We start from the raw sequence: 24,499 nt of genomic DNA on the forward strand, positions 1-24,499 counted from the left end.
CTAGCCTCCGGCCTGCACCATCGAAGGCAGGACACGGGAGGTTGCCCTGGTGACGTCGCAGACCGATCGCCTGCACTCGCAGCTCAGCCGGTTCGAGGACGTGTTCCCCGGCCATCGGACGGAGATCGTCGAGGGCAACATCGTGGCGAGTCCGCTGCGTCCGGTTCACAACGAAACGATCATGCGCCTGTGGATGCTGTTGGAGTCCCAGCTGGACGCGGAGTGGGGCCTGGTCAGCGATGTGGCGATGGTCTTCAGCGAGACGAACGAGTTCTGCCCCGACCTCGCTGTCATGCCGGCCGTAGAGAAGAACCGGAACCTCTCCGCGTACCCGGCCGACCCGATCGAGTTGGCCGTCGAGGTCGTCTCCCCGAGCAGCGTCCGCAACGACTACGTGGTCAAGGACCGCGAGTACGCGGCCCGGGGCATCGCCAACTACCTGATCTTCGACCCGATCAAGGGCGAGGTGGGGGTCCGCTGGCACCCCGGACCCGAGGGGTACCGGGGGCGCGACGCCTTCCCCTACGGGGACGACGTCACGGTGGAGACGTCACTGGGCAAGGTGGTCCTCGACACCTCGAAGCTGCCGGTCGACCCGGGCGAGTGAGGGCGGACGCGGGACGGACCGGGACGGTGGGGACGCCCTCATCGGGCCCGGATAGGCTCGCGGTGTGGAGTCAGCACGAGGAGATGCGCGCGGGGAAGCTCGCGGACAGGCGCACGAGCGCGTCCGGCGGCCCTGGGTCGTGGGGGTGTCGGGGGCGTCCGGGACGCCGTACGCCGCCGCCGTGCTGCGGGGGCTCGTCGACGCCGGTGAGGACGTCGACCTCGTCGTCTCGCGGGCGTCGCGGCTGACCCTGCTCGACGAGACGGGGATCTCCTTCCGGGACGCGCACTGGCGCGACGACCTGCGGGAGTGGCTGTCCCGCGGTGCCGACGGCAAGCCGCGGACCTTCGACGTGGACGTCTCGGGGGTGCGGCACTGGAGCGCGGGGGACCTCGCGGCCGGGCCGTCGTCCGGGTCGTACCCGGCGAAGGGGATGCTGATCGTGCCCGCGTCGACCGCGGCCGTCGCCGGCGTCGCGCTCGGTCTTTCGAAGGACCTGCTCCAGCGGGTGGCGAGCGTGACGCTCAAGGAGCGGCGGCCCCTGGTCGTCGCGGTGCGCGAGACGCCGCTGCACGGGCAGACGCTGCGGCACCTGGTGGCCCTGGACGACGCCGGAGCCGTCGTGCTGCCCGCGTCGCCCGCCTTCTACGCCGGGGCCACGCACATCCAGGACCTGGTCGACTTCGTCGCCGGGCGGGCGCTGGACGCGGTGGGGGTGGCGCACACCCTCTACCGCCGCTGGGAGGGGGAGTTGGGGGCGGCGTACCGCGCCGACCGGGGCACGGCGTAGTGCCCCAGACCCCGCCCCCGTGCCGCCGTGCGGCTCCAGATCACCAGAACTTTTCGGAGAATCGTAGGGGTTTCGCCCTGCGTGCCTTAGTTTCTTTCTGATACTTCGCTGGATTGCTGAACAATGGAAGGCTCCAGGCTTATGGACGTGGTGGACAGGCAGCTCATCCAGGCCCTCCGGGAGAACGGCAGGGCCTCCTACGCCGAGCTGGGACGGCTGGTGGGACTCTCCGGCCCCAGCGTCACCGACCGGATCAACCGACTGGAGGCCGCGGGCGTCATCACCGGCTACCGCGCCACCGTCGACGCGGCCTCCCTCGGCCTCGGCGTCACCGCCCTGATCGGCATCTCCCTCTCCGACGCCGCCGACCACGAGGACGTGGCGCGCCGGCTGCGCGACCTCGCGGAGATCGAGGACGCCTGGTTCATCGCGGGCGACGACTCGTACATGCTCAAGGTCCGCGCCAGCGACGTCGACGGCCTGGAGAAGACCATCCGCCGGCTCAGCGGCACCCGCGGGGTCTCCCGCACCCGCACCACGATCGTGCTCTCCACCAAGTGGGAGAACCGGGTCGGCGAACTGCCCGGGCAGGACTGACCGGCCGCCCCGCCCGGTGCGGCGGGCGGGGGCACCCCCGGCCGCCGCGGCCGGGCAAAGTACCGTGGGTCAGGGCGCTTCTGATGGATCAGGCTGGATCAGTGAGCGGTGCCAGGGCACGCGAGCCCAGCAAGATCCATCAGAAGCGCCCCAGGCCCGATGGACGGAGAACAATGGGAGGCGGGCACATGGACGCTGGGCTCAAGCGCGAGCTGGAGGAGAAGGTCAGGGCCGGCGAACGGCTGACCCGCGAGGACGGCATCGCCCTCTACGACTCGGACGACCTGGCCTGGCTCGGCGGCCTCGCGCACGAGGTCCGCACCCGCAAGAACGGCGACGTCGTCCACTTCAACGTCAACCGTCACCTCAACATGACGAACGTGTGCACCGCGTCGTGCGCCTACTGCTCCTTCCAGCGCAAGCCGGGCGAGAAGGACGCGTACACGATGCGCATCGAGGAGGCCGTCCGCCTCGCCAAGGCGATGGAGAACGAGAACCTCACCGAGCTGCACATCGTCAACGGCCTCCACCCCAACCTCCCCTGGCGCTACTACCCGCGCTCCCTCTCCGCCCTCAAGGAAGCCCTGCCGAACGTCTCCCTGAAGGCGTTCACCGCCACCGAGATCCACCACTTCGAGACGATCTCCGGCATGTCCGCCTCCGACATCCTCGACGAGCTGATCGAGGCCGGCCTCGAATCGCTGACCGGCGGCGGCGCGGAGATCTTCGACTGGGAGGTCCGCCAGCACATCGTCGACCACAAGACCCACTGGGAGGACTGGTCGCGCATCCACCGCCTGGCGCACAGCAAGGGGCTGAAGACCCCCTGCACGATGCTGTACGGGCACATCGAGGAGCCCCGGCACCGCGTCGACCACGTGCTGCGGCTGCGCGAGCTCCAGGACGAGACCGGCGGCTTCCAGGTCTTCATCCCGCTGCGCTACCAGCACGACTTCGTCGACATGCAGGACGGCAAGGTCCGCAACCGCCTCCAGGCGCGCACCACCATGGCCACCGGCGCGGAGGCGCTGAAGACCTTCGCGGTCTCCCGGCTCCTCTTCGACAACGTCCCGCACGTCAAGGTCTTCTGGGTGATGCACGGCGTCCAGACCGCGCAGCTCGCGCTCCAGCACGGCGCGGACGACATGGACGGCTCGGTCGTCGAGTACAAGATCACCCACGACGCGGACAACTACGGCACCCCGAACAAGCTCACCCGGGACGACCTGCTGGAGCTGATCCGGGACGCCGGCTTCCGTCCGGTCGAGCGCAACACCCGGTACGAGGTCATCCGGGAGTACCCGGGCCCGGACGCGGACCGGCGCGAGTCGCCGCAGCCGATGCGGGTCTGAGGGCGCAGCCGATGAGCCTCACGTACACCCTCGACCCGTCCGTCGACCCCGCGCTGCGCGACGGCGTCCTCAAGCTGTGGACGGACGTCACCAACGCGGGCGGCGCGGTCGGCTTCGTGCCGCCCGCCACCCCCGAGCAGATCCGCCCGGAGCTGCGGCGGCACTTCGCCGCGATGGTGGACGGCCGCACCCGACTGGTCGTCGGCCACGACGCCGAAGGGGAGGTCGCGGCCACCGCGTTCTTCACCTTCAACCAGCACCGGCTGATGACCCACTGGGTCTGGCTCTACACCGTCATGGTCCACCCCCGGCTCCAGGGCGGCGGCCACGGCCGGGAACTGATGGCGGCGGCGGCCGACGCGGCCCGCGGTTTCGACGGCATCGAGGCGATCCGGCTGACCTGCCGGGGCGGTCTGGGCCTGGAGGACTTCTACGCTTCCTGCGGCTACAAGGAAGTGGGGCGGGTGCCCGGAGCGATCCGGGTCGCGCCCGGAGACGACCGCGACGACGTCTTCATGCTGCTACCGCTGCACTGATCGAATTCGGTGCGTGCTTCACTGGAGTGACGTCTTCGGACGACGACAGACGAAAGACGAGAGAAGGGGCACCCGTGTCAGCCAAGTCGAACGCCGCGCTCAAGTACACCGGCATGCGTCTCGCGGTCTTCGCGGGCTCCTTCGCCGTCGTGGCGGTCCTCGTCCACTTCGGCGTCCTGCCCAAGGGCCTCGGCGAGTCCAACTCCATCTGGGTCGTGCTGCTGGCGCTGGTGATCTCCGCGCCGCTCAGCTTCGTCCTGCTGCGCAAGCAGCGGGACGCGATGTCCGACCAGATCGTCGGCAAGGTCGACGAGGCGAAGGAACGGCTGGCGGCGAACCGCTCGCAGGAGGACGAGGCGGTGGACGCGGCCGCCGCTGCCGCGGCCCGGTCCACCGCGGCGCCGCAGGCTTCGGCGTAACGCCGCGCCCGGTGCATGAGCCGGGCGGCACGAAGAGCGCAGTACGAGGAGGGCCGCACCCGTCACGGGTGCGGCCCTCCTCGCGTACGGGCGCTTTCCGGCGCTTCGTGCGGTTCGGGGCGCGCTATCGCGCCGTCGGCCCGTTGTCGATCAGCCGAAATGTGGCAACACCACTGACCCGTCCGGCTCCGCTCGTTTCAATGAGGAGCGGCCGACGTGCGCACCCGGGTGCACGCGCGCGGCCACCTGTGGGACGGGCGGGCGTGGAGTGGCACCGGGGGCGGGCGCTGCCCCCGAAGACACCACCGCGCACACACCGACGCTCCGAGCCGCTCGGCGGCCTCCCCGACCACGACCACGCGTCGATCGAGAGGAGAAGTCCGAATGACGAGGCGAAGCAGGACGCGGGCGTGGCTCGGCGCCCTGGTGGCGACCGCGATGTCCTTGGTGCTGGCACCGGGAGCGGCCCAGGCCGACTCCGGCGAGCGGTGTCCCGGGGGGTACGTGGCGCTCACCTTCGACGACGGCCCCACGGAAGCGACGCCCCAGGTGCTGAAGGCGCTACGCGACGCCGGATCGGTCCGGGCGACGTTCTTCCTGGCCGGCGGCATGGTCCACGCGCACCCCGAGCACACCCGGAGCATCGCCGCCGACGGGCACGAGATCGCCAACCACTCGTACAGCCACCCCGACCTCAACACGCTCGACCCGGCCGCCGCCTTCAAGGAACTGCGGGACGCCAGCCGGGCCATCAAGGCCGAGACGGGCCGGGCGCCGACGCTCTTCCGACCGCCGTACGGCAGCACGAACCCGCGGATACGGATGGACGCGGCCCGGCTCGGGATGCTCGAAGTGCTGTGGACGGTGGACTCGCTCGACTGGCGGGGCATCCCCACCGACACGATCGTGGCGAACGCGCTCCGAGTGCGTGCGGGCGGCATCGTGCTGCTCCACGAGGGGCCGCCGGCGACCATCGCCGCGATCCCGAAGATCGTCGAGGGGCTCAAGGAGCGCGGGATGTGCGCGGGCCGGGTCGTGTTCTCGGCCAAGCCGGTCCAGGCGTGGCCGGGCATGACGTACCACGCGAAGGCCGCGCCCTGGTGAGCAGACGCTCCCGCGGGCACCTGCACGTAAATATCGGATAAGTCACACACCCCGGGTGGGGGCCTTGGTGCCCCACCCGGGATTTCTGTCTTTCATGGGGTTTTGTATGGCTTTCGCCGAGGATTCCTCAGTGAAAGTGGCCCGTGACCCCAAGGTGACCTTTGAGGACATCAAAGGTGCAGTGTTAACGTATTCGGCATGCAGACAGCAGTGCGCCTCCACGATGCCGCGAGCCCCCCGCTCGTGGCGCGCCTGCACGTCGACCTCTGTCGCTGCATGTCCGCGGTCTGTCCCCGCTCGGCCTGACCCCGGCACCACAGCGGCCCCCCGATCCCTGAACCTCCTCGCGCACGGGCGCCGCCTTCCGCTTCCTTCCCCGCCCTCAGCCACCACTGGAGTGTGTCCGTGTCCGCGAACACGACGTCCCCCGTAGACCAGAAGCCGTCCGGCTCCGGTCTCCGTCTGCCGAAGGTCCCGTTCTGGGCCCAGATCGTCGCCGGTCTGGTGCTCGGCGTGCTCCTCGGCTGGCTCGCCAGAGGCCAGGACATCGGGTGGCTGAAGGACACCCTCGAACAGGTCGGCAGCATCTTCGTCCGGCTGCTGAAGCTGGCCGTCGCGCCGCTCGTGTTCTTCGCGATCCTGGTCTCCATCACCAATCTGCGGAAGGTCAACAACGCCGCCAGGCTGGCCTCCCGCACCCTGCTCTGGTTCATGATCACCTCGCTGATCGCGGTCGCCATCGGCATCACGATCGGCCTGCTGACCGACCCGGGCTCGGGCACCGGCCTCACCCCGAAGGACGGCAAGGCTCCGGAGAACACCGGCTCCTGGATCGACTTCCTCACCGGCATCATCCCGACGAACGTCATCACGCCGTTCGCCGAGCTGAAGGTCCTCCAGATCGTCTTCCTCGCCGCGGTCGCCGGCATCGCCGCGCTGGCCCTCGGCGAGAAGGCCAAGCCGATCCTCAGCCTCAGCGAGTCCGTGCTGGAGCTGCTCCAGAAGGCCCTGTGGTGGGTCATCCGCCTCGCGCCGCTGGGCACCGTCGGCCTCATCGGCTACGCCATCGCCGACTACGGCTGGGACCTGATCAGCAAGTACGCGACCTTCACCGCGGACGTCTACATCGGCTGCGCCCTGGTGCTGTTCGGCGTCTACCCGCTGCTGCTGGCCACCGTCGCCAAGGTCAACCCGATCCAGTTCTTCAAGGGCGCCTGGCCCGCGATCCAGCTGGGCTTCGTCTCCCGCTCCTCCGTCGGCACCATGCCGGTCACCCAGAAGGTCACGGAGCGGCTGGGCGTGCCGAAGGAGTACGCGTCCTTCGCGGTGCCGTTCGGTGCGACGACCAAGATGGACGGCTGCGCCGCGATCTACCCGGCGCTGGCCGCGATCTTCATCGCGCAGATCTTCGACGTGCAGCTCGGGGTGCAGGACTACCTGCTGATCGCGTTCGTGTCGGTGGTCGGCTCCGCGGCGACGGCGGGTCTGACCGGCGCGACGGTGATGCTCACGCTGACCCTGTCCACGCTGGGCCTCCCGCTGGAGGGCGTGGGCCTGCTGCTGGCGATCGACCCGATCCTCGACATGATCCGCACGGCGACGAACGTGGCGGGCCAGGCGCTGATCCCGGTGATCGTCGCGGCGCGCGAGAACATCCTCGACCACGACCAGTACAACTCGGCGAGCGGCTCCCCGATCGACGAGCAGCCCTCGTCGGTGGAGACCCCGGCGAAGATCCCGTCCCCCGCGACGGCGTAGCTTCCCGGCCATGGCTCGGCCGCGCCGCGGCGCACTGCTCCCCTCGCGGGGGCGGTGCGCCGCGGTTGCTTTTGGGCGGGGTGACGGGTGCGCTGTTTCCCCGCGGGGTGCGTCGGTCCCTGCGGCCAGCCCTCCACCAGCCCGCACTCGGCAACGCGCTCGCTGGGTCACGGCGGGTGGACGGCGGTGCCGTGAGTCGTAGGCTTACCCGGCAGTAGGGGGCTGCACGCGGAGTGGTGGGTTTCGGCGCAGTGGAGGGACGGCTGGCATGAGTGCGGTGGAGACAGGCACGGACACGGGCACGGGCACGGCGAACGCAACCCCGCCCAGAGCCAAGCGCCTTCCCAGGGCCGAGCGTGAGCGCGACATGATGGACGCCGCCGTCCGCACCTTCGGGCAGCGCGGCTACCGCGCCGCGTCCATGGACGAGATCGCCGAACTCGCGGGCGTGTCCAAGCCGTTGGTGTACCTCTACCTGCACTCCAAGGAAGACCTCTTCACCGCCTGCATCCGCCGCGAGGCCGACGCCCTGCTCGCCGCCGTCGCGCAGGCCGTCGCCCCCGACCTGCCCGCCGACCGCCAGCTGTGGGCGGGGCTCGCCGCGTTCTTCGCGCACGCCGCGGAGAACCCGGACGGCTGGGCCGTGCTGCACCGGCAGGCCCGTACGCACGGAGAGCCGTTCGCCCTCGAAGTCGCCGCCATGCGGGACACGATCGTCGACTACGTGGCCGTCCTGCTCGCCGCCGCGGCCCGCGAGGCCGACGTCGATCGGCCGGGGCCGGGCGAGCCCGGCGAGCGGGACGCGGTCGCGCTGGCGCAGGCGCTGGTGGGTGCGGCGGAGTCGCTGGCGGGGTGGATGAACGACGCCGCGTCCGGCCCCGTCTCCGCGAAGGAGGCCGCCGCGACGCTGATGAACTTCGCCTGGGTCGGCCTCGGCCACCTCATGGCGGGGGAGCGCTGGTCCCCTCGCTGACGCCGGTGTCCGCCGCGGTCACCGACTCCGTCGCGCCCACGAGGTGGATCCGTGCCCCGCGGCGCAGCTGGAACGCCGTGCCGTGCGGATCCGCCGGCGCCGCCGCGTACGTCACCGTCCCCGGCAGCGGAACCGGCGCGCGGAACTCGGCGCGGGCGTACGTCAGCGCGTACGGGTCGGGCACCGCCTCCGCGAGGCAGCGCGCGAAGCTCCACATCCCGTGCGCGATCGCGGTGCGGAAGCCGAAGGCGCGCGCGGCCAGCGGGTGGAGGTGGATCGGGTTCCGGTCGCCGGACACCGCGCCGTACCGCCGGCCGAGCCCGGCCGGCAGCTGCCACTCGGCGCGCTCCGGCAGGTAGCCGGGGGCGCCGACGGCGTGGTCCGCGGGCGCGCCGCTGCGCTCCGGAGCGGTCCGGTGCCGGCACAGGTACCTGTTGCGGGCGACCCAGGCGAGCGCGCCGTCCAGCCGTGCCTCCGTCACCACCGTGACCTCCGTGCCACGCCGATGGGGGGTCAATGCGGTGGCGTACGCCATCAGTTCGGGTGAATCCGTACGGTGCAGGGCCCGCCGGGCGCGGACGTCGATCCAGGTGTGGACCAGCCCCAGCAGCGGCAGCGGGAAGTCGCGCGCGGCCAGGATCCGCATGACCAGCGGAAAGCTCAGGACGTGTGGATAGGGCAGCGGCAGGGCGCCGGTCGGTGAGGCGGGGAAGCCGCAGAGCCGGGCGTACGCGGCCAGGCGCGCGGGGTCCACGCGCACCGCGCTCGCCGTGGCGCGGTGTTCGGGGAGTGCGACGGCCGGCCGTCCGGGGCGTCCGGGGCGCTTGAAGGGAGAGCTCAGTGCGCCGCGTACCAAGGTGCGTGCGAGGGCCATGGGCCGGACTCCCGGAGGGTGGGGGCTCGCTGACTGGCCGGTAACGACCTCACCCACAATTGGCAGCGGGAGAAGGAGCGGCGCCTGGGGCCTTCGAATCCAAGGCGGAGGAGGGAGTGATGGCGGAGCCATCGCGACTGACGACAACGCCGGAGGCGGAGGTTCCAGGCGCCGGGACGCCGCTGCCAATTGTGGGTGAGGTCGTAAGGTTACGCGGATGTCAGCGCGGGGTCGAGCGGCCCCGGCCGCGCGCGAAGCGGCGGTTCAGCAGGTGCGCGACCTCCCCCAGCGCCAGCAGCAGCGCGGCGGACGCGGCGCAGGCCACGAGGCTGGACGGGCCGTCGAGGAGCAGCCCCAGCAGCCACAGGGCCGCGGTGAACCCCGCCCACCAGACGAGCAGGGAGAGCACCGTCCGACGGGCGGGGGAGGGCGCCGTGCGCTGCCAACTCATCGTGTCCCCCTGCGCCCCGCGCCCCGCTTCTCGTCATGGTGATCGCGCTCATCGTACGGCCCGGGCCCGGACGCACCGCGGTCATAGCTGATGGACATAACAGGCGATGGGTAACTAACCCCAATAAACTCCTCGTTTGCCGTGTGCACGGCGCTCGATGACACCGAGGGACGGGGAGCGAGACATGGACGACGACCGCCTGCGGGCCCGCGACGAGGGGTGCGCACCGTGACCCTCGCCCCGCAGCCGGCCCTGCTCGTCGACGGGCCGACGCCTTCCGACGCCCCCGCGCGCTACGCGGCCGGCCCCGCCGCCCCCGCCCGCACGCTCGTCGACGTCCTCACCCGCACGGCCGAGCGCCATCCGGACGCCCTCGCCGTCGACGACGGCACACGCCCGCTCACGTACGGCGCGCTCCTCCAGGAAGTCGAAGCGCTGCGCGCGCTCCTCGCGGGACGGGGCGTCGCCCGCGGCAGCCGGGTCGGCGTCCGCGTCCCCTCCGGCACGGCCGACCTGTACGTCTGCGTCCTCGCGGTGCTCGCCGCCGGCGCCGCGTACGTCCCCGTCGACGCCGACGACCCCGACGCCCGGGCCGCCGAGGTGTTCGCCGAGGCCGAGGTGGCGGGCGTGCTCGGCGCGGGCCGGGCGTACGCGCCCCGCGGCACGCCCCCGCCCGCACCGGCCGACGCCCCCGTCGCCCGGAGCTCGCCCACCCCCGACGACGACGCCTGGGTGATCTTCACCTCCGGCTCCACCGGACGGCCCAAGGGCGTGGCCGTCACCCACCGCAGCGCCGCGGCGTTCGTCGACGCGGAGGCCCGGCTCTTCCTCCGGGGCGCGCCGCTCGGGCCCGGCGACCGGGTGTTGGCCGGCCTCTCCGTCGCCTTCGACGCGTCCTGCGAGGAGATGTGGCTGGCCTGGCGGCACGGCGCCTGTCTGGTGCCGGCCCCGCGGGCACTGGTGCGCTCGGGCCCGGAGCTGGGTCCGTGGCTGGCGGGGCGGCGCGTGACGGTGGTGTCGACCGTGCCCACGCTCGCCGCGCTGTGGCCCGCGCGGGCGCTGGACGACGTACGCCTGCTGGTCTTCGGCGGCGAGGCGTGCCCGCCGGAACTCGCCGCGCGGGTGGCCGTCCCCGGGCGGGAGGTGTGGAACACCTACGGCCCGACCGAGGCCACCGTGGTCGCGTGCGCCGCCCCGCTGACCGCCGACGGGCCCGTACGCATCGGGCTGCCGCTGGACGGCTGGGAGCTGGCGGTCGTGGACGGCCGGGGCGAGGTGGTCCCGACGGGGTCCACGGGCGAGCTGGTGATCGGGGGCGTGGGCCTGGCGCGCTACCTGGACCGGGCCAAGGACGCGGAGCGGTACGCCCCGCTGCCCGCGACCGGCTGGCCCCGCGCGTACCGCACCGGTGACCTGGTGCGCGCGGACGAGGCGGGCCTCGTCTTCCTGGGCCGCGCCGACGACCAGGTCAAGCTGGGTGGACGCCGGGTGGAGCTGGGCGAGGTGGACGCGGCGCTGAGGGCGCTCCCGGGCGTCGCGGCGGGCGCGTCGGCCATCCGCACGACCCCGGCGGGCACCCGGGTGCTGGTGGGCTACGTCCTCCCCGAAGCGCCCGCGCCGAGCGGCCCGGTCTCCCGCGGCGCTGCTGCTGCCGCGGCCGGCTCCCGTACGCCGGTCACGTCGGCCGGAGCGGGAGCGGTCGGGGGCACGCCCGTGTCGGCCGGGGCGGAGCCCGGGGCCGCGTCCGACGCGACCACGGCGGACGGGATGACCGCCCCGAGGGAGTCCGTGCCTCCCGGCCCCGCGGCCGGCGAGGGGGCCGGGACCCCGGCCGCCCCGGGCACGCCCGTGTCGGCCGGGCCCGCTTCCCGCGCCGGGGCGCAGGTTCGCGCTGACGCGCCAGATGAGGACGGGCCGGCCGAAGGCCGGGCAGAAGCGGGAGCCGCCCGCCCGACCTGCGCACCGCCGGCCGGCGACGTGGTGGCGTTCGACCGGGAGCGGGCCGTCGCCGCGCTCCGTGAGCGGCTGCCCGCCGCCCTCGTGCCGCTGCTCGTCGTGGTCGACGCGCTGCCGACCCGTACCTCCGGCAAGGTCGACCGGGACGCCCTGCCCTGGCCGCCGCCGCAGCAGGACGCCCCCGGCCTCGCCCTCACCCCCACCGAGGCGTGGCTCGCCCGCCAGTGGCACGACCTCCTCGGAGTCGCCGTCACCGAACCCGACGCGGACTTCTTCGCCCACGGCGGCGGCAGCCTCGCCGCCGCACAACTCGTCTCGCGCATCCGCGAGCACCGCGGCACCGGATCCGTCGGCGACGTCTACCAACACCCGACCCTGCGCGCGCTCGCCGCCGCCCTGGACGCCCGCGACACCGGCCCCGCCCGGCCCCGGGCGACGGTCCGACCGGTGCCCCGCGCCGCCCAGGCCGTGCAACTCGCCCTGCTGCTGCCGCTGTTCACCGTCGCCGGGCTGCGGTGGAGCGTGCCGGCCGCCGCCGCGGCCAACGTCATCGGCGTCGGCCCCGGCTTCTCCTGGTGGGGCATCGCCCTCGGCTGGCTGCTGGTGGCCAGCCCGCCGGGCCGGATCGTGCTCGCCGCCGGCGGCGCCCGGCTGCTGCTGCGCGGGGTGCGCCCGGGCACGTACCCCCGCGGCGGCGCCGTCCACCTGCGGCTGTGGACCGCGGAACGGCTCGCCGACGCCAGCGGGGCGACCAACCTCGCCGGCGCCTGGCTGACGTACTACGCCCGCGCCCTCGGCGTCCGCATCGGCGACGGCGTCGACCTGCACGCACTGCCGCCCGTCACCGGCCTGCTGCGGCTCGGCCGGGGCGCGGCCGTGGAGCCGGAGGTGGACCTCGCCGGGCACTGGCTGGAGGGCGACCGGCTGCACGTGGGGTCCCTGCGGATCGGCGCGGACGCCGTCGTCGGCGCCCGCAGCACCCTCTTCCCCGGCGCCCGGATCGGCAAGCGGGCCGAGGTCGCGCCCGGGTCCGGCGTACGCGGGACGGTGCCGGCGGGGGAGCGCTGGGCGGGCGTCCCGGCCACCCGGGTCGGCCGGGCGGGCAAGACGGTCCGCCGCGCCGACCGCCCGCCGCGCCGGGCCCGCTGGACCTTCGCGTACGCCGTGACGTCCCTGCTGCTGGGCCTGCTGCCGGCGCTCGCCGCGCTGCCGGCGCTGCTGGTGCTGCGGCTGGGCCCCGGCCCGCTGGCCGCCGTACCGCTCGCCGCCGTCACCGGGCTCGTGACGTACGCCCTGCTGGTGCTGGCCGGCGTCCGCGCCCTGGGCGCCGGGCTGCGCGCGGGCAGCCACCCGGTGCACGGCGCGGTCGCCTGGCGCGCGTGGGGCGTGGAGCGGCTGATGGACATGGCGCGGGTGCACCTCTTCCCGCTGTACGCGAGCCTCGCCACGCCCTGCTGGCTGCGGGCGCTCGGCATGAAGGTGGGGCGGGGCGTGGAGGCGTCCACCGTGCTGGCGCTGCCGGCGATGACGACGGTCGGGGACGGCGCGTTCCTGGCCGACGACACCATGGTCGCGCCGTACGAACTGGGCGGCGGGCGGCTGCGGCTCGCCGCCGCCCGGGTCGGCAAGCGCGCCTTCCTCGGCAACTCGGGCATGGCGGCGGCCGGCCGCCGGGTGCCCAAGCGCGGCCTCGTCGGCGTGCTGTCCGCGGCCCCCAAGCGGGCGAAGGCGGGCAGCTCATGGCTCGGCATGCCGCCGATCAGGCTGCCCCGGGCGGTGGAGGAGGGCGACGCCAGCCGCACGTACGCACCGCCGCGCAGCCTCGCCTGGGCGCGCGCCGCGGTCGAGCTGTGCCGGCTCGTCCCGGTGGTCGTCGCCGTCGGCCTCGCCGTCCTCGGCGTCCTGGCCTTCGCCGCGCTCGCCGAGCGGTACGGGACGGCGGTGGCGGCCGGGCTCGGCGGAGTGCTGCTGCTCGCCGCCGGCCTGGTCGCCTGTCTGGTGGCCGCCGTGGCGAAGTGGGCCGTCGCCGGGCGGATCGGCGGGGCGCAGCACCCGCTGTGGTCGGCCTTCGTGTGGCGCGGCGAACTCGCGGACACCTTCGTGGAGGTGCTGGCCGTGCCCTGGCTGGTCGGCCCGACCACCGGCACCCCGCTGACGGGTCTGTGGCTGCGGGCCGTCGGCGCCCGCGTCGGCCGCGGCGCGTGGTGCGAGACGCACTGGCTGCCGGAGGCCGACCTGGTGAGCGTCGGGGCGGGCGCGAGCGTCAACCGCGGCTGCGTCCTCCAGACGCACCTCTTCCACGACCGGATCATGCGTCTGGACCGCGTCGCCGTCGGGGCCGGTGCGACGCTGGGCCCGCACGGCATCGCCCTGCCCGGCACGGTGCTCGGCGACCGGGTCGTGGTGGGCCCCGCGTCGCTGGTGATGCGCGGGGAGCGGGTACCGGCGGACACCCGTTGGCTGGGCAACCCGATCGCGGCCTGGCCGTGAACGGCCCGGGGACGAGCGGACGACCGACCGACGGAAGGGACCTCGGTGAGCGACTCGTACTTCCCGCTCCACGGCGACGACGGCTACGCCGTCACCGCCTACGACCTGGAGCTGGCCTACGTCCCGCACACCGGCCGCCTCGCCGGCCGCGCCACCGTCCACGCCGTCGCCCGCCGCGACCTGGTCTCCCTGCGGCTCGACCTCGGCCGGTTCCGGCTGACCAAGGTGCTCGTCGACGGCCGGCGCCCGGCCCGCTGGAGCCACCGCGGCGACAAGCTCCACATCACGCCGCCCGGCACCGTGCCCGTCGGCACCGTCTTCGCCGTGGAGGTGCGCTACCAGGGCGTGCCGCACCCCGTACGCACCCGCGAGTGGGGCGAGTTGGGCTGGGAACAGCTCACGGAGGGCGCCCTGGTGGCCTCCCAGCCGCACGGCGCCCCCTCCTGGTTCCCGTGCAACGACCGGCCGGACGACAAGGCGGTCTACCGGATCGCGGTGACCGCGCCCACCCCGTACGCCGTCGTCGCGAACGGCACCCTGACCTCCCGCACCCCGGGCGCGTCCACCACGACCTGGGTGTACGAGGAGGCCGCGCCGATGGCCACGTATCTGGCGACGGTGCAGATCGGGCCGTACGAGCGGGTGGAGTTGGCGCACGCGGGACCGGTGCCGCAGACCGCCGCCGTGCCGCCGGCGCTGCTCGGCCGCTTCGCCCACGACTTCGCACGCCAGCCGCTGATGATGGCCCTGTTCACGGACCTCTTCGGCCCCTACCCCTTCGACCGGTACGGAGTGGTGGTCGTGGACGAGGACCTCGACGTCCCGGTGGAGGCGCAGGGGCTGGCCGTCTTCGGCGCCAACCACGTCGACGGGCGGCGCGGCAGCGAGCGCCTGGTGGCGCACGAACTGGCCCACCAGTGGTTCGGGAACAGCCTGACCGTGGCCGACTGGCGGCACATCTGGCTGAACGAGGGCTTCGCCAAGTACGCCGAGTGGCTGTGGTCCCAGGAGCGCGGCGGCCCCTCGGCCGCGGCCCTGGCCGCCCGGTCCCGGTCCCGGCTCGCGCTGCTGCCGCAGGACCTGCGGATCGCGGACCCCGGAGTCGAGCGGATGTTCGACGACCGGGTCTACGAGCGGGGCGCGCTGACGCTGCACGCGCTCCGCTGCGAGCTGGGGACGATCGCCTTCACGGCGCTGCTGCGGGAGTGGGCGCAGCGTCACCGCCACGGGGTGGTCACCACGGAGGGCTTCACGGCCCTCGCCGCGCACCACGCGTCCCGGTCCCTGGACGGACTCTTCGGGGCGTGGTTGTACGAGACGGCACTACCGGAACTCCCGGGCCTTCCGGAACGTCCGCCTCCATTTATTTGAACGAGCAAGGAATTCGCCAGGAATTCTTGAGAGGGGATTAATTCCTCCGGAGGAGGGGAAGGGGGCTCGTCCCGTGTCGCGGAGTTCCCGCTGATCGACATGAACGCGACATGTGCTGTGCGTCCCGGCGCGGCTCGCGGTGTGATGCGACCCCCGATGTGGACGGGCCGGGAAAGGCAGGAGCCCCGTTCCTCGCGGACGGGGCTCCTTGGGTACTGCTCAGCCGACGCGATCGTCGACCCTGACCACTTAGGCCGGGGTGACGTTCTCCGCCTGCGGGCCCTTCGGGCCCTGCGTGACGTCGAAGTTCACGAGCTGGTTCTCCTCCAGGGAGCGGAAACCAGACGCGTTGATCGCGGAGTAGTGGACGAAGACATCCGGGCCGCCGCCGTCCTGGGCGATGAAGCCGAAGCCCTTTTCAGCGTTGAACCACTTGACGGTTCCGGTAGCCATAAGCCCTCCTTGGGCCAAAGGGTTGCCCTGCTCCAGAACCTGCAAACAAGTCTGAAAACTACAAAAGCCTGCGGGTCACATGCTCCGCAGGCTCTGTACTGCAAGGGAAACCAAACTGCAACTTGCGACGAGCGTAGCACGCAGGGTCTTCCCAGCGGTAGAGGGAAAGATCACTTCACTCGGACGCTTGAGGCAATCGCCCTTTTGCTGACGATTCCCTGGTCAGACGGGGCGCGAGTCGGTCCGGCGCGCTCCTGCGACGGGCGACCCGCACGCGCCCCGACGCCCTGGACCGCAGGTCCCGGGGCTAGCCTCACGATGTGGACAGTCCTCGAAAAGACCGCGAAGGCACCGCCGACACCGCCCCCGGGGTTCCGGCCCCGGCCGCCGACCGCGACCGCCGCCCCGCCCGGCCCCGCGTCGGTCACATCCAGTTCCTGAACTGCGTGCCCCTGTACTGGGGGCTGGCCCGCACCGGCACCCTCGTCGACTTCGAGCTGACGAAGGACACCCCCGAGAAGCTCAGCGAGCGGCTCGTGCGCGGCGAACTCGACATCGCGCCCATCTCCCTCGTGGAGTTCCTGCGCCACTCCGACCAGCTCGTCGCCTTCCCTGACATCGCGGTCGGCTGCGACGGCCCGGTCATGTCCTGCGTGATCGTCTCCCAGGTGGACCTGGAGCAGTTGGACGGCGCGCGCGTGGCGCTGGGCTCCACCTCGCGCACCTCCGTGCGCCTGGCCCAGCTGCTGCTGTCCGAGCGGTACGGCGTCACCCCCGACTACTACACGTGCCCGCCCGACCTCGGCCTGATGATGCAGGAGGCGGACGCCGGCGTCCTCATCGGCGACGCCGCGCTGCGGGCCTCCCTGCACGAGGCGCCCCGGCTCGGCCTCCAGGTCCACGACCTGGGGCAGATGTGGAAGCAGTGGACCGGGCTCCCCTTCGTCTTCGCGGTCTGGGCGGCGCGCAAGGACTACCTGGCCCGCGAGCCGGAGGTCGTCCACGAGGTGCACCAGGCGTTCCTCGCCTCCCGTGACCTCTCGCTGGAAGAGGTCACCAAGGTCTCCGAGCAGGTCGCGCGCTGGGAGGCGTTCGACGCGGAGCTGCTGGAGCGGTACTTCCGGACGCTGGACTTCCGCTTCGGCGCCGAGCAGCTCGCGGGCGTACGGGAGTTCGCCCGTCGCACCGGCCCGACGACCGGGTTCCCCGCCGACGTGACCGTCGACCTGCTGACGCCCCGCTGACCCCCGACCGGCCCTGGCTCCCCGCCCGGGCCCGGGCCCGCGCCCCGACCTGCCCGGACCGCCCCGGGGCGCGCCGGCACGGCTGTCGTAGGCTGGAGCGGCCCGCAAGAGGCCCGTACGCGATCCGTACGAGTCCCAGGAACCCCAGGAAAACCACCGAAAGGTGACAGCCGGTGACCGAGAAGGCCGACCTCCAGTCCGTGCTGGACCGTGCCGCCGACGGCGGGCGCATCACTCCCGAGGAAGCGCTCGACCTCTACCGCCACGCCCCGTTGCACGCCCTGGGGCGCGCCGCCGACGCCGTCCGCCGTCGCCGCTACGCCGGTACGGAGCACATCGCGACGTACATCATCGAGCGGAACATCAACTACACCAACGTCTGCGTCACGGCCTGCAAGTTCTGCGCCTTCTACGCGGCCCCCAAGGACACCGCCAAGGGCTGGACCCGCGACCTCGACGACATCCTGCGCCGCTGCGCCGAGACCGTCGAACTCGGCGGCACCCAGATCATGTTCCAGGGCGGCCACCACCCGGACTTCGGCGTCGAGTACTACGAAGAGCACTTCTCCGCCATCAAGGCCGCCCACCCCGAGCTGGTGATCCACTCCCTCGGCGCGTCCGAGGTCGAGCACATGGCCCGGATCTCGGGCGTCTCCGTCGAGGACGCCGTCCGCCGCATCCACGCCGCCGGCCTCGACTCCTTCGCCGGCGCCGGCGCCGAGCTGCTGCCCGAGCGCCCCCGCAAGGCGATCGCCCCGCTCAAGGAGTCCGGCGAGCGCTGGCTGGAGATCATGGAGACCGCGCACCGGCTGGGCGTGGAGTCCACCTCGACCATGCTCATGGGCACCGGCGAGACGAACGCCGAGCGCATCGAGCACCTGCGGATGATCCGCGACGTGCAGGACCGGACGGGCGGCTTCCGGGCCTTCATCCCGTACACGTACCAGCCCGAGAACAACCGCCTCAAGGGCCGCACCCAGGCGACGCTCTTCGAGTACCTGCGGATGATCGCGATCGCCCGGCTCTTCATGGACAACATCGCCCACATCCAGGGCTCCTGGCTGACCACCGGCAAGGAGGTCGGCCAGCTCTCCCTGCACTACGGCGCGGACGACCTCGGCTCGATCATGCTGGAGGAGAACGTCGTCTCGTCGGCCGGCGCCAAGCACCGCTCCAACCGGCAGGAGATCATCGACCTGATCCGCAAGGCGGGTCGGGTGCCGGCGCAGCGGGCGACGACGTACGAGCACCTCGTCGTGCACGACGACCCGGCGAACGACCCCGTCGACGACCGCGTGGTCTCCCACATCTCCTCCACCGCGATCGCCGGCGGCACGGCCCACCCGGAGCTGAAGCTCCTCAACGCCACCTGACGGCCCCGGCGTGCTGACCGTCCACGCGGCGGACCTGCTCCTGCCCGGGACCGGGCCCGCCGTCCCGGGCGGGGCGCTCGCGGTCTCGGGCCACGAGATCGCCGCGATCGGGCCGTACGAGGAGGTCTCGGCGGCCCACCCGCAGGCCCGGGTGCGCCGCTGGTCGGGCACTCTCACGCCCGGCCTGGTCCACCCGCACGGCGCATGGCTGCTGGAGCACGCGTACCACCCGGACCCGCGCGAGGCCGACGAACTCGGCACCGAGCCCCTGACCGGCGCGGCACTGGCGGCGCTGGACATGGACGACGCCCGCTGGGGCGCGAGTGCGCGGCGCGGGGTGCAGCGGCTGCTGGCGCACGGGGTGACGGCGCTGGTCGGCCCGCTGTCCCGCCCCCACTCCGCAGCCGCGGTCGCCCGCGCGGGCCTCACGCTCCACCCGGGCCCGCGCCCGTCGCCCCCCGTGCCCCCGTCCCTGCACCCGCCCCAGGACGCCTTCGCGCTCACCCTGGCCCCCGGCACCCCCGCGGACTTCACCGTCGCCACCCCGACGACCTGCCTGGCCACGTCACTCGCGGGCCGCCTGGTCTTCCGCCGCGCGTGAGTGTGCCGGGCCCGCGCTGTGTCCGCAGGAGTGCGGGGTGCGGGTTTTCAGGGGCGCGGGGAACTGCGCGAACAGCCACAGACGGCCTGTAGTCGCTGACACTACGTAAACGGCAACGGTGCTGGTGCGCCCCTGACATCCCCGCCGTCTTCCCTCAGGAGCGTTGGTCTCCACCGGCCGGTGGAGACGCGCGGCCAGCCGGCGCAGCTGCATCTCCAGGATGGCGTTCGCCTGGAGCTCGTTGGTCTCCACCGGCCGGTGGAGACCAACGCTCCCGCAGGGGCACGGCGGGTCTGTCCGGGTGCGCATCGGCGCTGTGGCAAGTCGCGCAATCCTGGCGACCACCAGCCGGCAGGGGCCGGGCCGCGCGAGGTGCCTGGTGTGTCGAGCCTGCTCGATGGGGGCGGGGCGCGCGCACCCCGGTTCACCCCGCGGGAGGCGGACGCGCAGAATGGGGAGGGTGAACCGAGCCTCACTGGACAAGCAGCCCCACGACGTCGCCTCCATGTTCGACAAGGTCGCGAAGAACTACGACCTCACCAACGACGTGATCTCGCTCGGCCAGGACCGCAGATGGCGCAAGCAGGTCGCCCGCGCCCTCGACGCCCGCCCCGGCGAGAAGGTGCTCGACCTCGCCGCCGGCACCGGCACGTCCTCCCTGCCGTTCGCGCAGGCCGGCGCCTTCGTCGTGCCGTGCGACTTCTCGCTCGGCATGCTCCAGGAGGGCAAGAAGCGCCACCCCTGGCTGCCGCTGACCGCCGGCGACGCCACGAAGCTGCCGTTCCGCGACGACGCCTTCGACGCGGTGACGATCTCCTTCGGGCTGCGCAACGTCCAGGACACCGACCGTGCCCTGCGCGAGCTGAACCGGGTCACCAAGCCGGGCGGCCGGGTGCTGATCTGCGAGTTCTCGCACCCCACCTGGGGCCCGTTCCGCACGGTGTACGAGGAGTACCTGATGCGCGCGCTGCCGCCGCTGGCGCGCCAGGTGTGCTCGAACCCGGAGGCGTACGAGTACCTCGCCGAGTCCATCGAGTCCTGGCCGGAGCAGGACGAGCTGGCGGCCATGCTCCAGAAGGCCGGCTGGTCCAAGGTGGCCTGGCGCAACCTCAGCGGCGGCATCGTGGCCCTGCACCGCGGCACCAAGCCGTAACCCACCCAACGCCAACGCACCGAGCGCCAACGCACCGAGCGCCAACGCACCGAGCGTCAGCGCACCGAGCCGAAACGCACAGCGCCCGGGGGTCGATCACCTGGTGAACACCCCCGGGCCCGGGCCCGCGCCGTCAGATCACGCCGCCACCCCGGCCCCCTGCGCCAGCTCCAGCCGGAAGCAGTACCCCCGCCGCACCGGATCGCTGCCCGGCACCTCGTACTCCTCCGCCTTGTGCATCCCGAGCCGCCGCGTCACCGCGATCGACCGCTCGTTGCGCCCGTCGACCATCGCCACCACGCGCTCCACGCCCGCGGCCCGCACCCGCTCCAGCGTCGTCAGCGCCGCCGCGGTCGCCAGCCCCCGCCCCCACGCGCTCCTGGTCAGCCGCCACCCGATCTCTATCTCGCCGGACGGGCCGAAGTCCTCTCGCGGCCACGGCTGCGCGCCCGTGAAGCCGATCGCCGCGCCCCCCTCGTCGAGGACCGTCCACAGGCAGAAGCCCAACTCGGCGTCGTGCCGCCGCTGCCGCGCCGTCAGCTCCTCGTACTCGAAGAGCTCCGCGCTCCGGCCGCCGTGGAACCTCATGACCTCGGGGTCGTCGAAGATCCGGTGCCACACCACGGCGTCCTCGTCGGTGGGCACGCGCAGTCGTACGGCGGGGAGGGGCCTGCTCATGAGGGGAGCCCTTCAGTCGGTTGATCGGTAGGTCCACATAGACTGCCCATGTCCCGTGCCGTTCAGCACGCCCAATTCCGAGTTTTCGGGAGATTCAGCCGTGACCGAGCCACCAACGGAACACACCGCGGATGTGATCGTCGTCGGCGCGGGCCCGGCGGGTGCCACGACCGCGTACCACCTCGCGAAGGCCGGACTCGACGTCCTGCTGCTGGAGAAGACCGCGTTCCCGCGCGAGAAGGTCTGCGGCGACGGACTCACCCCGCGCGCCACCAAGCAACTCGTCGCCATGGGCATCGACATCTCCGAAGAGGCCGGCTGGCTGCGCAACAAGGGCCTGCGGATCATCGGCGGCGGCATGCGCCTCCAGCTCGACTGGCCGGAACTCGCCTCGTACCCGAACTACGGACTGGTGCGCAAGCGCGACGACTTCGACGAGCAGCTCGCCCGGCAGGCGCAGAAGGCCGGCGCCCGGCTGTACGAGCGGTGCAACGTCACCGCCCCGATCGTCGACGACCGCACCCGCCGCATCACGGGCGTCAGCGCCAAGCTCGGCGAGGACAAGAAGCCGGTCACCTTCCACGCCCCGATCGTCGTCGCCGCCGACGGCAACTCGACCCGGCTCTCGCTGGCGATGGGCCTGCACCGGCGCGAGGACCGCCCGATGGGCGTCGCCGTCCGCACGTACTTCACCTCCCCGCGCCACGACGACGACTACCTGGAGTCGTGGCTGGAGCTGTGGGACAAGCGCGGCCCGGGCCCGGACCGGCTGCTGCCCGGCTACGGCTGGGTGTTCGGCATGGGCGACGGCACCTCGAACGTCGGCCTCGGCGTCCTCAACACCTCCGCCTCCTTCAAGGAGTTGGACTGGCGCGAGGTGCTGAAGACGTGGTGCGCCTCGATGCCCGAGGAGTGGGGCTACGTCGAGGAGAACATGCAGGGCCAGATCCGGGGCGCCGCCCTGCCGATGGCCTTCAACCGACAGCCGCACTACACCCGCGGGCTGTTGCTCGTCGGCGACGCGGGCGGCCTGGTCAACCCCTTCAACGGCGAGGGCATCGCGTACGCCATGGAGTCCGGCCAGCTCGCGGCCGACGTCATCGTGCAGGCCAGCGCCCGCGCCACCCCGGCACAGCGCGAACTCGCCCTCCAGCGCTACCCGAAGGTCCTCAAGGACACCTACGGCGGGTACTACTCGCTGGGCCGCGCCTTCGTGAAGCTGATCGGCAATCCCAAGGTGATGCAGATCGCGACGCAGCGCGGGCTCACCCACCCGATGCTGATGCGCTTCACGCTGAAGATGCTGGCCAACCTCACCGACCCGACGGGCGGCGACGCGATGGACCGGATCATCAACGGCCTGTCCAAGGTGGCGCCCAAGGCGTGACCGGAGCGCAGGCCGCGGCTTGACCTTGTCACCGTGTGAAGGCGTGCAGTGGGGCCCGAGCCCGTGCCGCTCGTGGGCACGGGGAAGCACAAGGAGGCCCCTCGCATGATCAGGTCGTACGCCGGCTCCGGACCGTACTGCTACAACCACTCGCTCGCCATGACCGTGGGCGCGGAGCGGATGCCCTCGCCCACCGTCCTGGAGACCCTGACCGGATCCCCCTTCGGGGTCCAGCTGATCGGCGGCACGCTGCCGATGTTCGACCCCTACGGCTGGGACCCGGAGCTCGGTCTGAACCAGGCGGTCGACCACCTCGGGCTGTCCTGCCTGCGCACCTCCGGCGGCAGCCCGGAGGAGGCGCTGGCCCGGCTGCGGGAGGCCGCGGCCCGCGGCCCGGTGCTGGTGGGGCCGTTGGACATGGGGCTGCTGCTGTACCGCCCGGGCACCCCGGACCCCGGCTTCGGCGACCACTACGTGGTGGTGCTCTCCGTCGACGGACCCGCCGACGGGTCGGCGACGGTGCTGCTGCACGACCCGCAGGGACACCCGTACGCGACGACGTCCGGCGCCGCGTTCGTCGAGGCGTGGCGGGGAGAGAAGGTCACGTACATCGACGAGCCGTTCGTCATGCGGACCGAGTTCGTGCGGGAGCGGGAGGTCACGGTCGAGGAGGCGCTGCGCGCTTCGCTGCCGGGCGCGGTGGCGTGGCTGGCCGGACGGGACGACCTGCCCATGCCGGAAGGCACCCTCGGCGGCGCCGCCGCGGTCGAGGGCCTCGCCGAGATGGTCGCGCGGGGGCTCGACCCGGAGCTGCGCCAGCTGATGGCGGACTTCGTGATCCGGGTCGGCACCCGTCGCCTCTCCGACGCCGCGGACTGCCTCGCGCACCTCGGCCTCACCGACGCGGCCCGGGTGGCGGCGGGCCAGGCCCGGACTCTGGGCTCGCTCCAGGAACCGCTGGTCACCGAGGACGACGACGGCCTGCGGGGCGGCCTCGCACGGCTGGCGCCGGGGTACGAGACGCTGCGGCGGACGCTGGCGGCGGCCCTGGACTGACCGCCCGTAACGGCGGTGCGGGATGGTGGCGCGCGCGGACGCTTCGGCCCGCGCGGGCCACCGCACCCGGGACACCGGGTGCGCCCCTGCCCGTACGACCTGGTCATCGGCTCGCCCACCGCCCGCTCACGGCTCGATGCGGTCGCGGAAGTTGATGCAGCCCTCCAGCTCGGCGGTGTGCCGGCCGCCCGCGACGTCCACGGAGACCGCGGCGAACGCCATCCGGTGGCTGTCCCACTTGTCCGTGACCCGGTCGATCGTCAGCCGCACCGGCACCCGCGTCTCGGCGACCTGGCGGTGCAGCGACAGCTTCAGCGAGGTGACGAGGATGCGCTTGCGCGCCTCGGGCAGGGCCACCTTGGGAAGCGTGGCGAAGGCCGAGATGTGGTCGTTGGTGTACGCGTACAGCATCGACGCCAGCGTGTGGTACGACACGATCTGCGCCAGGATCGAGCCGTGCAGTACGGGTCTGTACGGCGCGCTCTCGCTGATGTCCGCCGTGAGGTCCACGTCGAACACCCCGTGGTAGGCGGCGCCGTCGTAACTCATGTCGGTGGCCGACCACGGGGTGTGGCACCAGGCGGCGGCCAGATCCTCGTTGATCTTCAGAAAGCTGGGTTGGTCGGACACGGCGGTCACCTCTCGGCTGTCGACACTTCTCACGGTTCCCCGTCCCGACCGCCGGTGGCGGCCGGTGCTCGGACCGCTGGTCTACCCGCGCCGTCGACGACACACCGGACGTACCCCCCGAACCACCCGAAGTGGGGAGCGTGCGGAATGCCCGCGGGGCGCCGAGGGGGCGAAGGAGTTGCGCCGTGCGTACCGGCTCACGGAATTGCCGTGATGCGCTCCATGTGCTCCTCGCCCCAAGCGCCGAGGGGCGCGAGGGCGGCATTGAGGGAACGCCCGAACTCGGTGAGGGAGTACTCCACCCTCGGCGGCACCTGGGGGAATTCCTCGCGGTGGATCAGCCCGCTGTGCTCCATCTCCTTCAGTTGCAGGATCAGCATCCGCTCGCTGATGCCGTCGACCGCGCGCCGCAGTTGGCCGAAGCGCAGGGGCCCGTCTGCCAGGTAGAAGAGGATCAGCCCTTTCCACTTGCCGCCCATGACGGTGACGGCGGCGTCCAGTCCGCAGGTGTATTTCCGCTGTTTCATCGCTCTCGCCCAGCTCCGCCCTGACAAAAGTGTGAGTACCCAACAGAATTGTAGGTACTTGATCATTTTTCGATGGCGTCCCAGCATGGTGGAAGGCGCCGTTCGCGCTTCTTCTTCCC

Annotated in this window: 23 protein-coding genes; 17 read left to right on the top strand and 6 right to left on the bottom strand. The window is 72.6% G+C overall.

The window, feature by feature from the left end; translation table 11 throughout:
* Nucleotides 1-49: 49 nt before the first annotated feature.
* From AB0E05_RS00415 to AB0E05_RS00455, 9 genes are all read left to right on the top strand, one after another.
* The gene (locus AB0E05_RS00415) at nucleotides 50-607 is read left to right on the top strand and encodes a Uma2 family endonuclease (protein WP_361956342.1); all 558 of its coding nucleotides are present in this window, start codon (nucleotides 50-52) and stop codon (nucleotides 605-607) included.
* Nucleotides 608-752: 145 nt separating this feature from the next.
* A complete protein-coding gene (locus AB0E05_RS00420) occupies nucleotides 753-1,397 on the top strand; it encodes a UbiX family flavin prenyltransferase (RefSeq protein ID WP_361957224.1) in 645 nt (214 codons plus the stop codon).
* Between the two features lie 141 nt (nucleotides 1,398-1,538).
* A complete protein-coding gene (locus AB0E05_RS00425) occupies nucleotides 1,539-1,994 on the top strand; it encodes an Lrp/AsnC family transcriptional regulator (RefSeq protein ID WP_361956345.1) in 456 nt (151 codons plus the stop codon).
* A gap of 188 nt (nucleotides 1,995-2,182) precedes the next feature.
* Nucleotides 2,183-3,346: an aminofutalosine synthase MqnE gene (mqnE, locus tag AB0E05_RS00430; protein WP_361956348.1), complete on the top strand. Its 1,164-nt coding sequence runs from the start codon at nucleotides 2,183-2,185 to the stop codon at nucleotides 3,344-3,346.
* An 11-nt stretch (nucleotides 3,347-3,357) separates the two neighbouring features.
* Nucleotides 3,358-3,882, top strand: coding sequence for a GNAT family N-acetyltransferase (locus tag AB0E05_RS00435; protein WP_361956350.1), 525 nt, complete (start codon nucleotides 3,358-3,360; stop codon nucleotides 3,880-3,882).
* Nucleotides 3,883-3,956: 74 nt separating this feature from the next.
* On the top strand, nucleotides 3,957-4,301 hold the full coding sequence (locus AB0E05_RS00440) for a DUF4229 domain-containing protein (protein WP_361956352.1): 345 nt from the start codon (nucleotides 3,957-3,959) through the stop codon (nucleotides 4,299-4,301).
* Nucleotides 4,302-4,685: 384 nt separating this feature from the next.
* Nucleotides 4,686-5,405 carry a polysaccharide deacetylase family protein gene (locus tag AB0E05_RS00445; RefSeq protein WP_361956354.1) on the top strand — a complete coding sequence of 240 codons (720 nt, stop codon included), beginning with the start codon at nucleotides 4,686-4,688 and terminating at the stop codon, nucleotides 5,403-5,405.
* 405 nt (nucleotides 5,406-5,810) lie between these two features.
* A complete protein-coding gene (locus AB0E05_RS00450) occupies nucleotides 5,811-7,163 on the top strand; it encodes a dicarboxylate/amino acid:cation symporter (RefSeq protein WP_361956357.1) in 1,353 nt (450 codons plus the stop codon).
* 268 nt (nucleotides 7,164-7,431) lie between these two features.
* Nucleotides 7,432-8,136 carry a helix-turn-helix domain-containing protein gene (locus AB0E05_RS00455; protein ID WP_361956360.1) on the top strand — a complete coding sequence of 235 codons (705 nt, stop codon included), beginning with the start codon at nucleotides 7,432-7,434 and terminating at the stop codon, nucleotides 8,134-8,136.
* Here the strand turns inward: AB0E05_RS00455 and AB0E05_RS00460 are convergent.
* Complete coding sequence (locus AB0E05_RS00460; RefSeq protein ID WP_361956363.1) at nucleotides 8,105-9,010, bottom strand: MaoC/PaaZ C-terminal domain-containing protein; 906 nt, start codon at nucleotides 9,008-9,010, stop codon at nucleotides 8,105-8,107. The two genes, AB0E05_RS00455 and AB0E05_RS00460, sit on opposite strands and share 32 nt — an antisense overlap.
* A gap of 220 nt (nucleotides 9,011-9,230) precedes the next feature.
* Entirely contained in the window at nucleotides 9,231-9,461 is a 231-nt protein-coding gene (locus AB0E05_RS00465; protein WP_361956366.1) for a hypothetical protein, read from the bottom strand.
* Between the two features lie 228 nt (nucleotides 9,462-9,689).
* Between AB0E05_RS00465 and AB0E05_RS00470 the strand changes: the two genes are divergently transcribed.
* Nucleotides 9,690-13,907 carry a Pls/PosA family non-ribosomal peptide synthetase gene (locus AB0E05_RS00470; RefSeq protein ID WP_361956369.1) on the top strand — a complete coding sequence of 1,406 codons (4,218 nt, stop codon included), beginning with the start codon at nucleotides 9,690-9,692 and terminating at the stop codon, nucleotides 13,905-13,907.
* 45 nt (nucleotides 13,908-13,952) lie between these two features.
* Nucleotides 13,953-15,278 carry a M1 family metallopeptidase gene (locus tag AB0E05_RS00475; protein WP_361956372.1) on the top strand — a complete coding sequence of 442 codons (1,326 nt, stop codon included), beginning with the start codon at nucleotides 13,953-13,955 and terminating at the stop codon, nucleotides 15,276-15,278.
* 249 nt (nucleotides 15,279-15,527) lie between these two features.
* Here AB0E05_RS00475 and AB0E05_RS00480 read toward each other — a convergent pair whose 3' ends face one another.
* Nucleotides 15,528-15,731: a cold-shock protein gene (locus AB0E05_RS00480; protein WP_008738468.1), complete on the bottom strand. Its 204-nt coding sequence runs from the start codon at nucleotides 15,729-15,731 to the stop codon at nucleotides 15,528-15,530.
* A gap of 428 nt (nucleotides 15,732-16,159) precedes the next feature.
* Between AB0E05_RS00480 and AB0E05_RS00485 the strand changes: the two genes are divergently transcribed.
* The 4 genes from AB0E05_RS00485 to AB0E05_RS00500 all read left to right on the top strand — a co-directional run bounded on the left by AB0E05_RS00485 (nucleotide 16,160) and on the right by AB0E05_RS00500 (nucleotide 20,102).
* Entirely contained in the window at nucleotides 16,160-16,975 is an 816-nt protein-coding gene (locus AB0E05_RS00485; RefSeq protein WP_361957227.1) for a menaquinone biosynthesis protein, read from the top strand.
* Between the two features lie 173 nt (nucleotides 16,976-17,148).
* Nucleotides 17,149-18,348, top strand: a complete 1,200-nt coding sequence (mqnC, locus tag AB0E05_RS00490; protein WP_361956375.1) for a cyclic dehypoxanthinyl futalosine synthase — start codon at nucleotides 17,149-17,151, stop codon at nucleotides 18,346-18,348.
* Between the two features lie 10 nt (nucleotides 18,349-18,358).
* A complete protein-coding gene (locus AB0E05_RS00495) occupies nucleotides 18,359-18,949 on the top strand; it encodes a hypothetical protein (RefSeq protein WP_361956378.1) in 591 nt (196 codons plus the stop codon).
* 460 nt (nucleotides 18,950-19,409) lie between these two features.
* Entirely contained in the window at nucleotides 19,410-20,102 is a 693-nt protein-coding gene (locus AB0E05_RS00500) for a demethylmenaquinone methyltransferase (RefSeq protein WP_361956381.1), read from the top strand.
* A gap of 138 nt (nucleotides 20,103-20,240) precedes the next feature.
* On the opposite strand, the gene AB0E05_RS00505 is transcribed toward AB0E05_RS00500, so the two are convergent.
* The gene (locus tag AB0E05_RS00505; RefSeq protein WP_361956384.1) at nucleotides 20,241-20,780 is read right to left on the bottom strand and encodes a GNAT family N-acetyltransferase; all 540 of its coding nucleotides are present in this window, start codon (nucleotides 20,778-20,780) and stop codon (nucleotides 20,241-20,243) included.
* Between the two features lie 100 nt (nucleotides 20,781-20,880).
* Here AB0E05_RS00505 and AB0E05_RS00510 point away from each other — a divergent pair, with 100 nt between their 5' ends.
* Complete coding sequence (locus tag AB0E05_RS00510) at nucleotides 20,881-22,167, top strand: geranylgeranyl reductase family protein (protein ID WP_361956387.1); 1,287 nt, start codon at nucleotides 20,881-20,883, stop codon at nucleotides 22,165-22,167.
* 108 nt (nucleotides 22,168-22,275) lie between these two features.
* Nucleotides 22,276-23,223 (top strand): hypothetical protein, encoded by a 948-nt coding sequence (locus tag AB0E05_RS00515; RefSeq protein ID WP_361957230.1) that lies wholly within the window; start codon nucleotides 22,276-22,278, stop codon nucleotides 23,221-23,223.
* Between the two features lie 126 nt (nucleotides 23,224-23,349).
* Here AB0E05_RS00515 and AB0E05_RS00520 read toward each other — a convergent pair whose 3' ends face one another.
* Both AB0E05_RS00520 and AB0E05_RS00525 read right to left on the bottom strand, forming a co-directional pair.
* Nucleotides 23,350-23,853, bottom strand: a complete 504-nt coding sequence (locus AB0E05_RS00520) for a hypothetical protein (protein ID WP_361956390.1) — start codon at nucleotides 23,851-23,853, stop codon at nucleotides 23,350-23,352.
* A 197-nt stretch (nucleotides 23,854-24,050) separates the two neighbouring features.
* Nucleotides 24,051-24,380: a helix-turn-helix domain-containing protein gene (locus AB0E05_RS00525; RefSeq protein WP_361956393.1), complete on the bottom strand. Its 330-nt coding sequence runs from the start codon at nucleotides 24,378-24,380 to the stop codon at nucleotides 24,051-24,053.
* Nucleotides 24,381-24,499: the final 119 nt, after the last annotated feature.

The sequence above is a fragment of the Streptomyces sp. NPDC048057 genome (genome assembly GCF_040653095.1).
Taxonomy (GTDB): Bacteria; Actinomycetota; Actinomycetes; order Streptomycetales; family Streptomycetaceae; genus Streptomyces.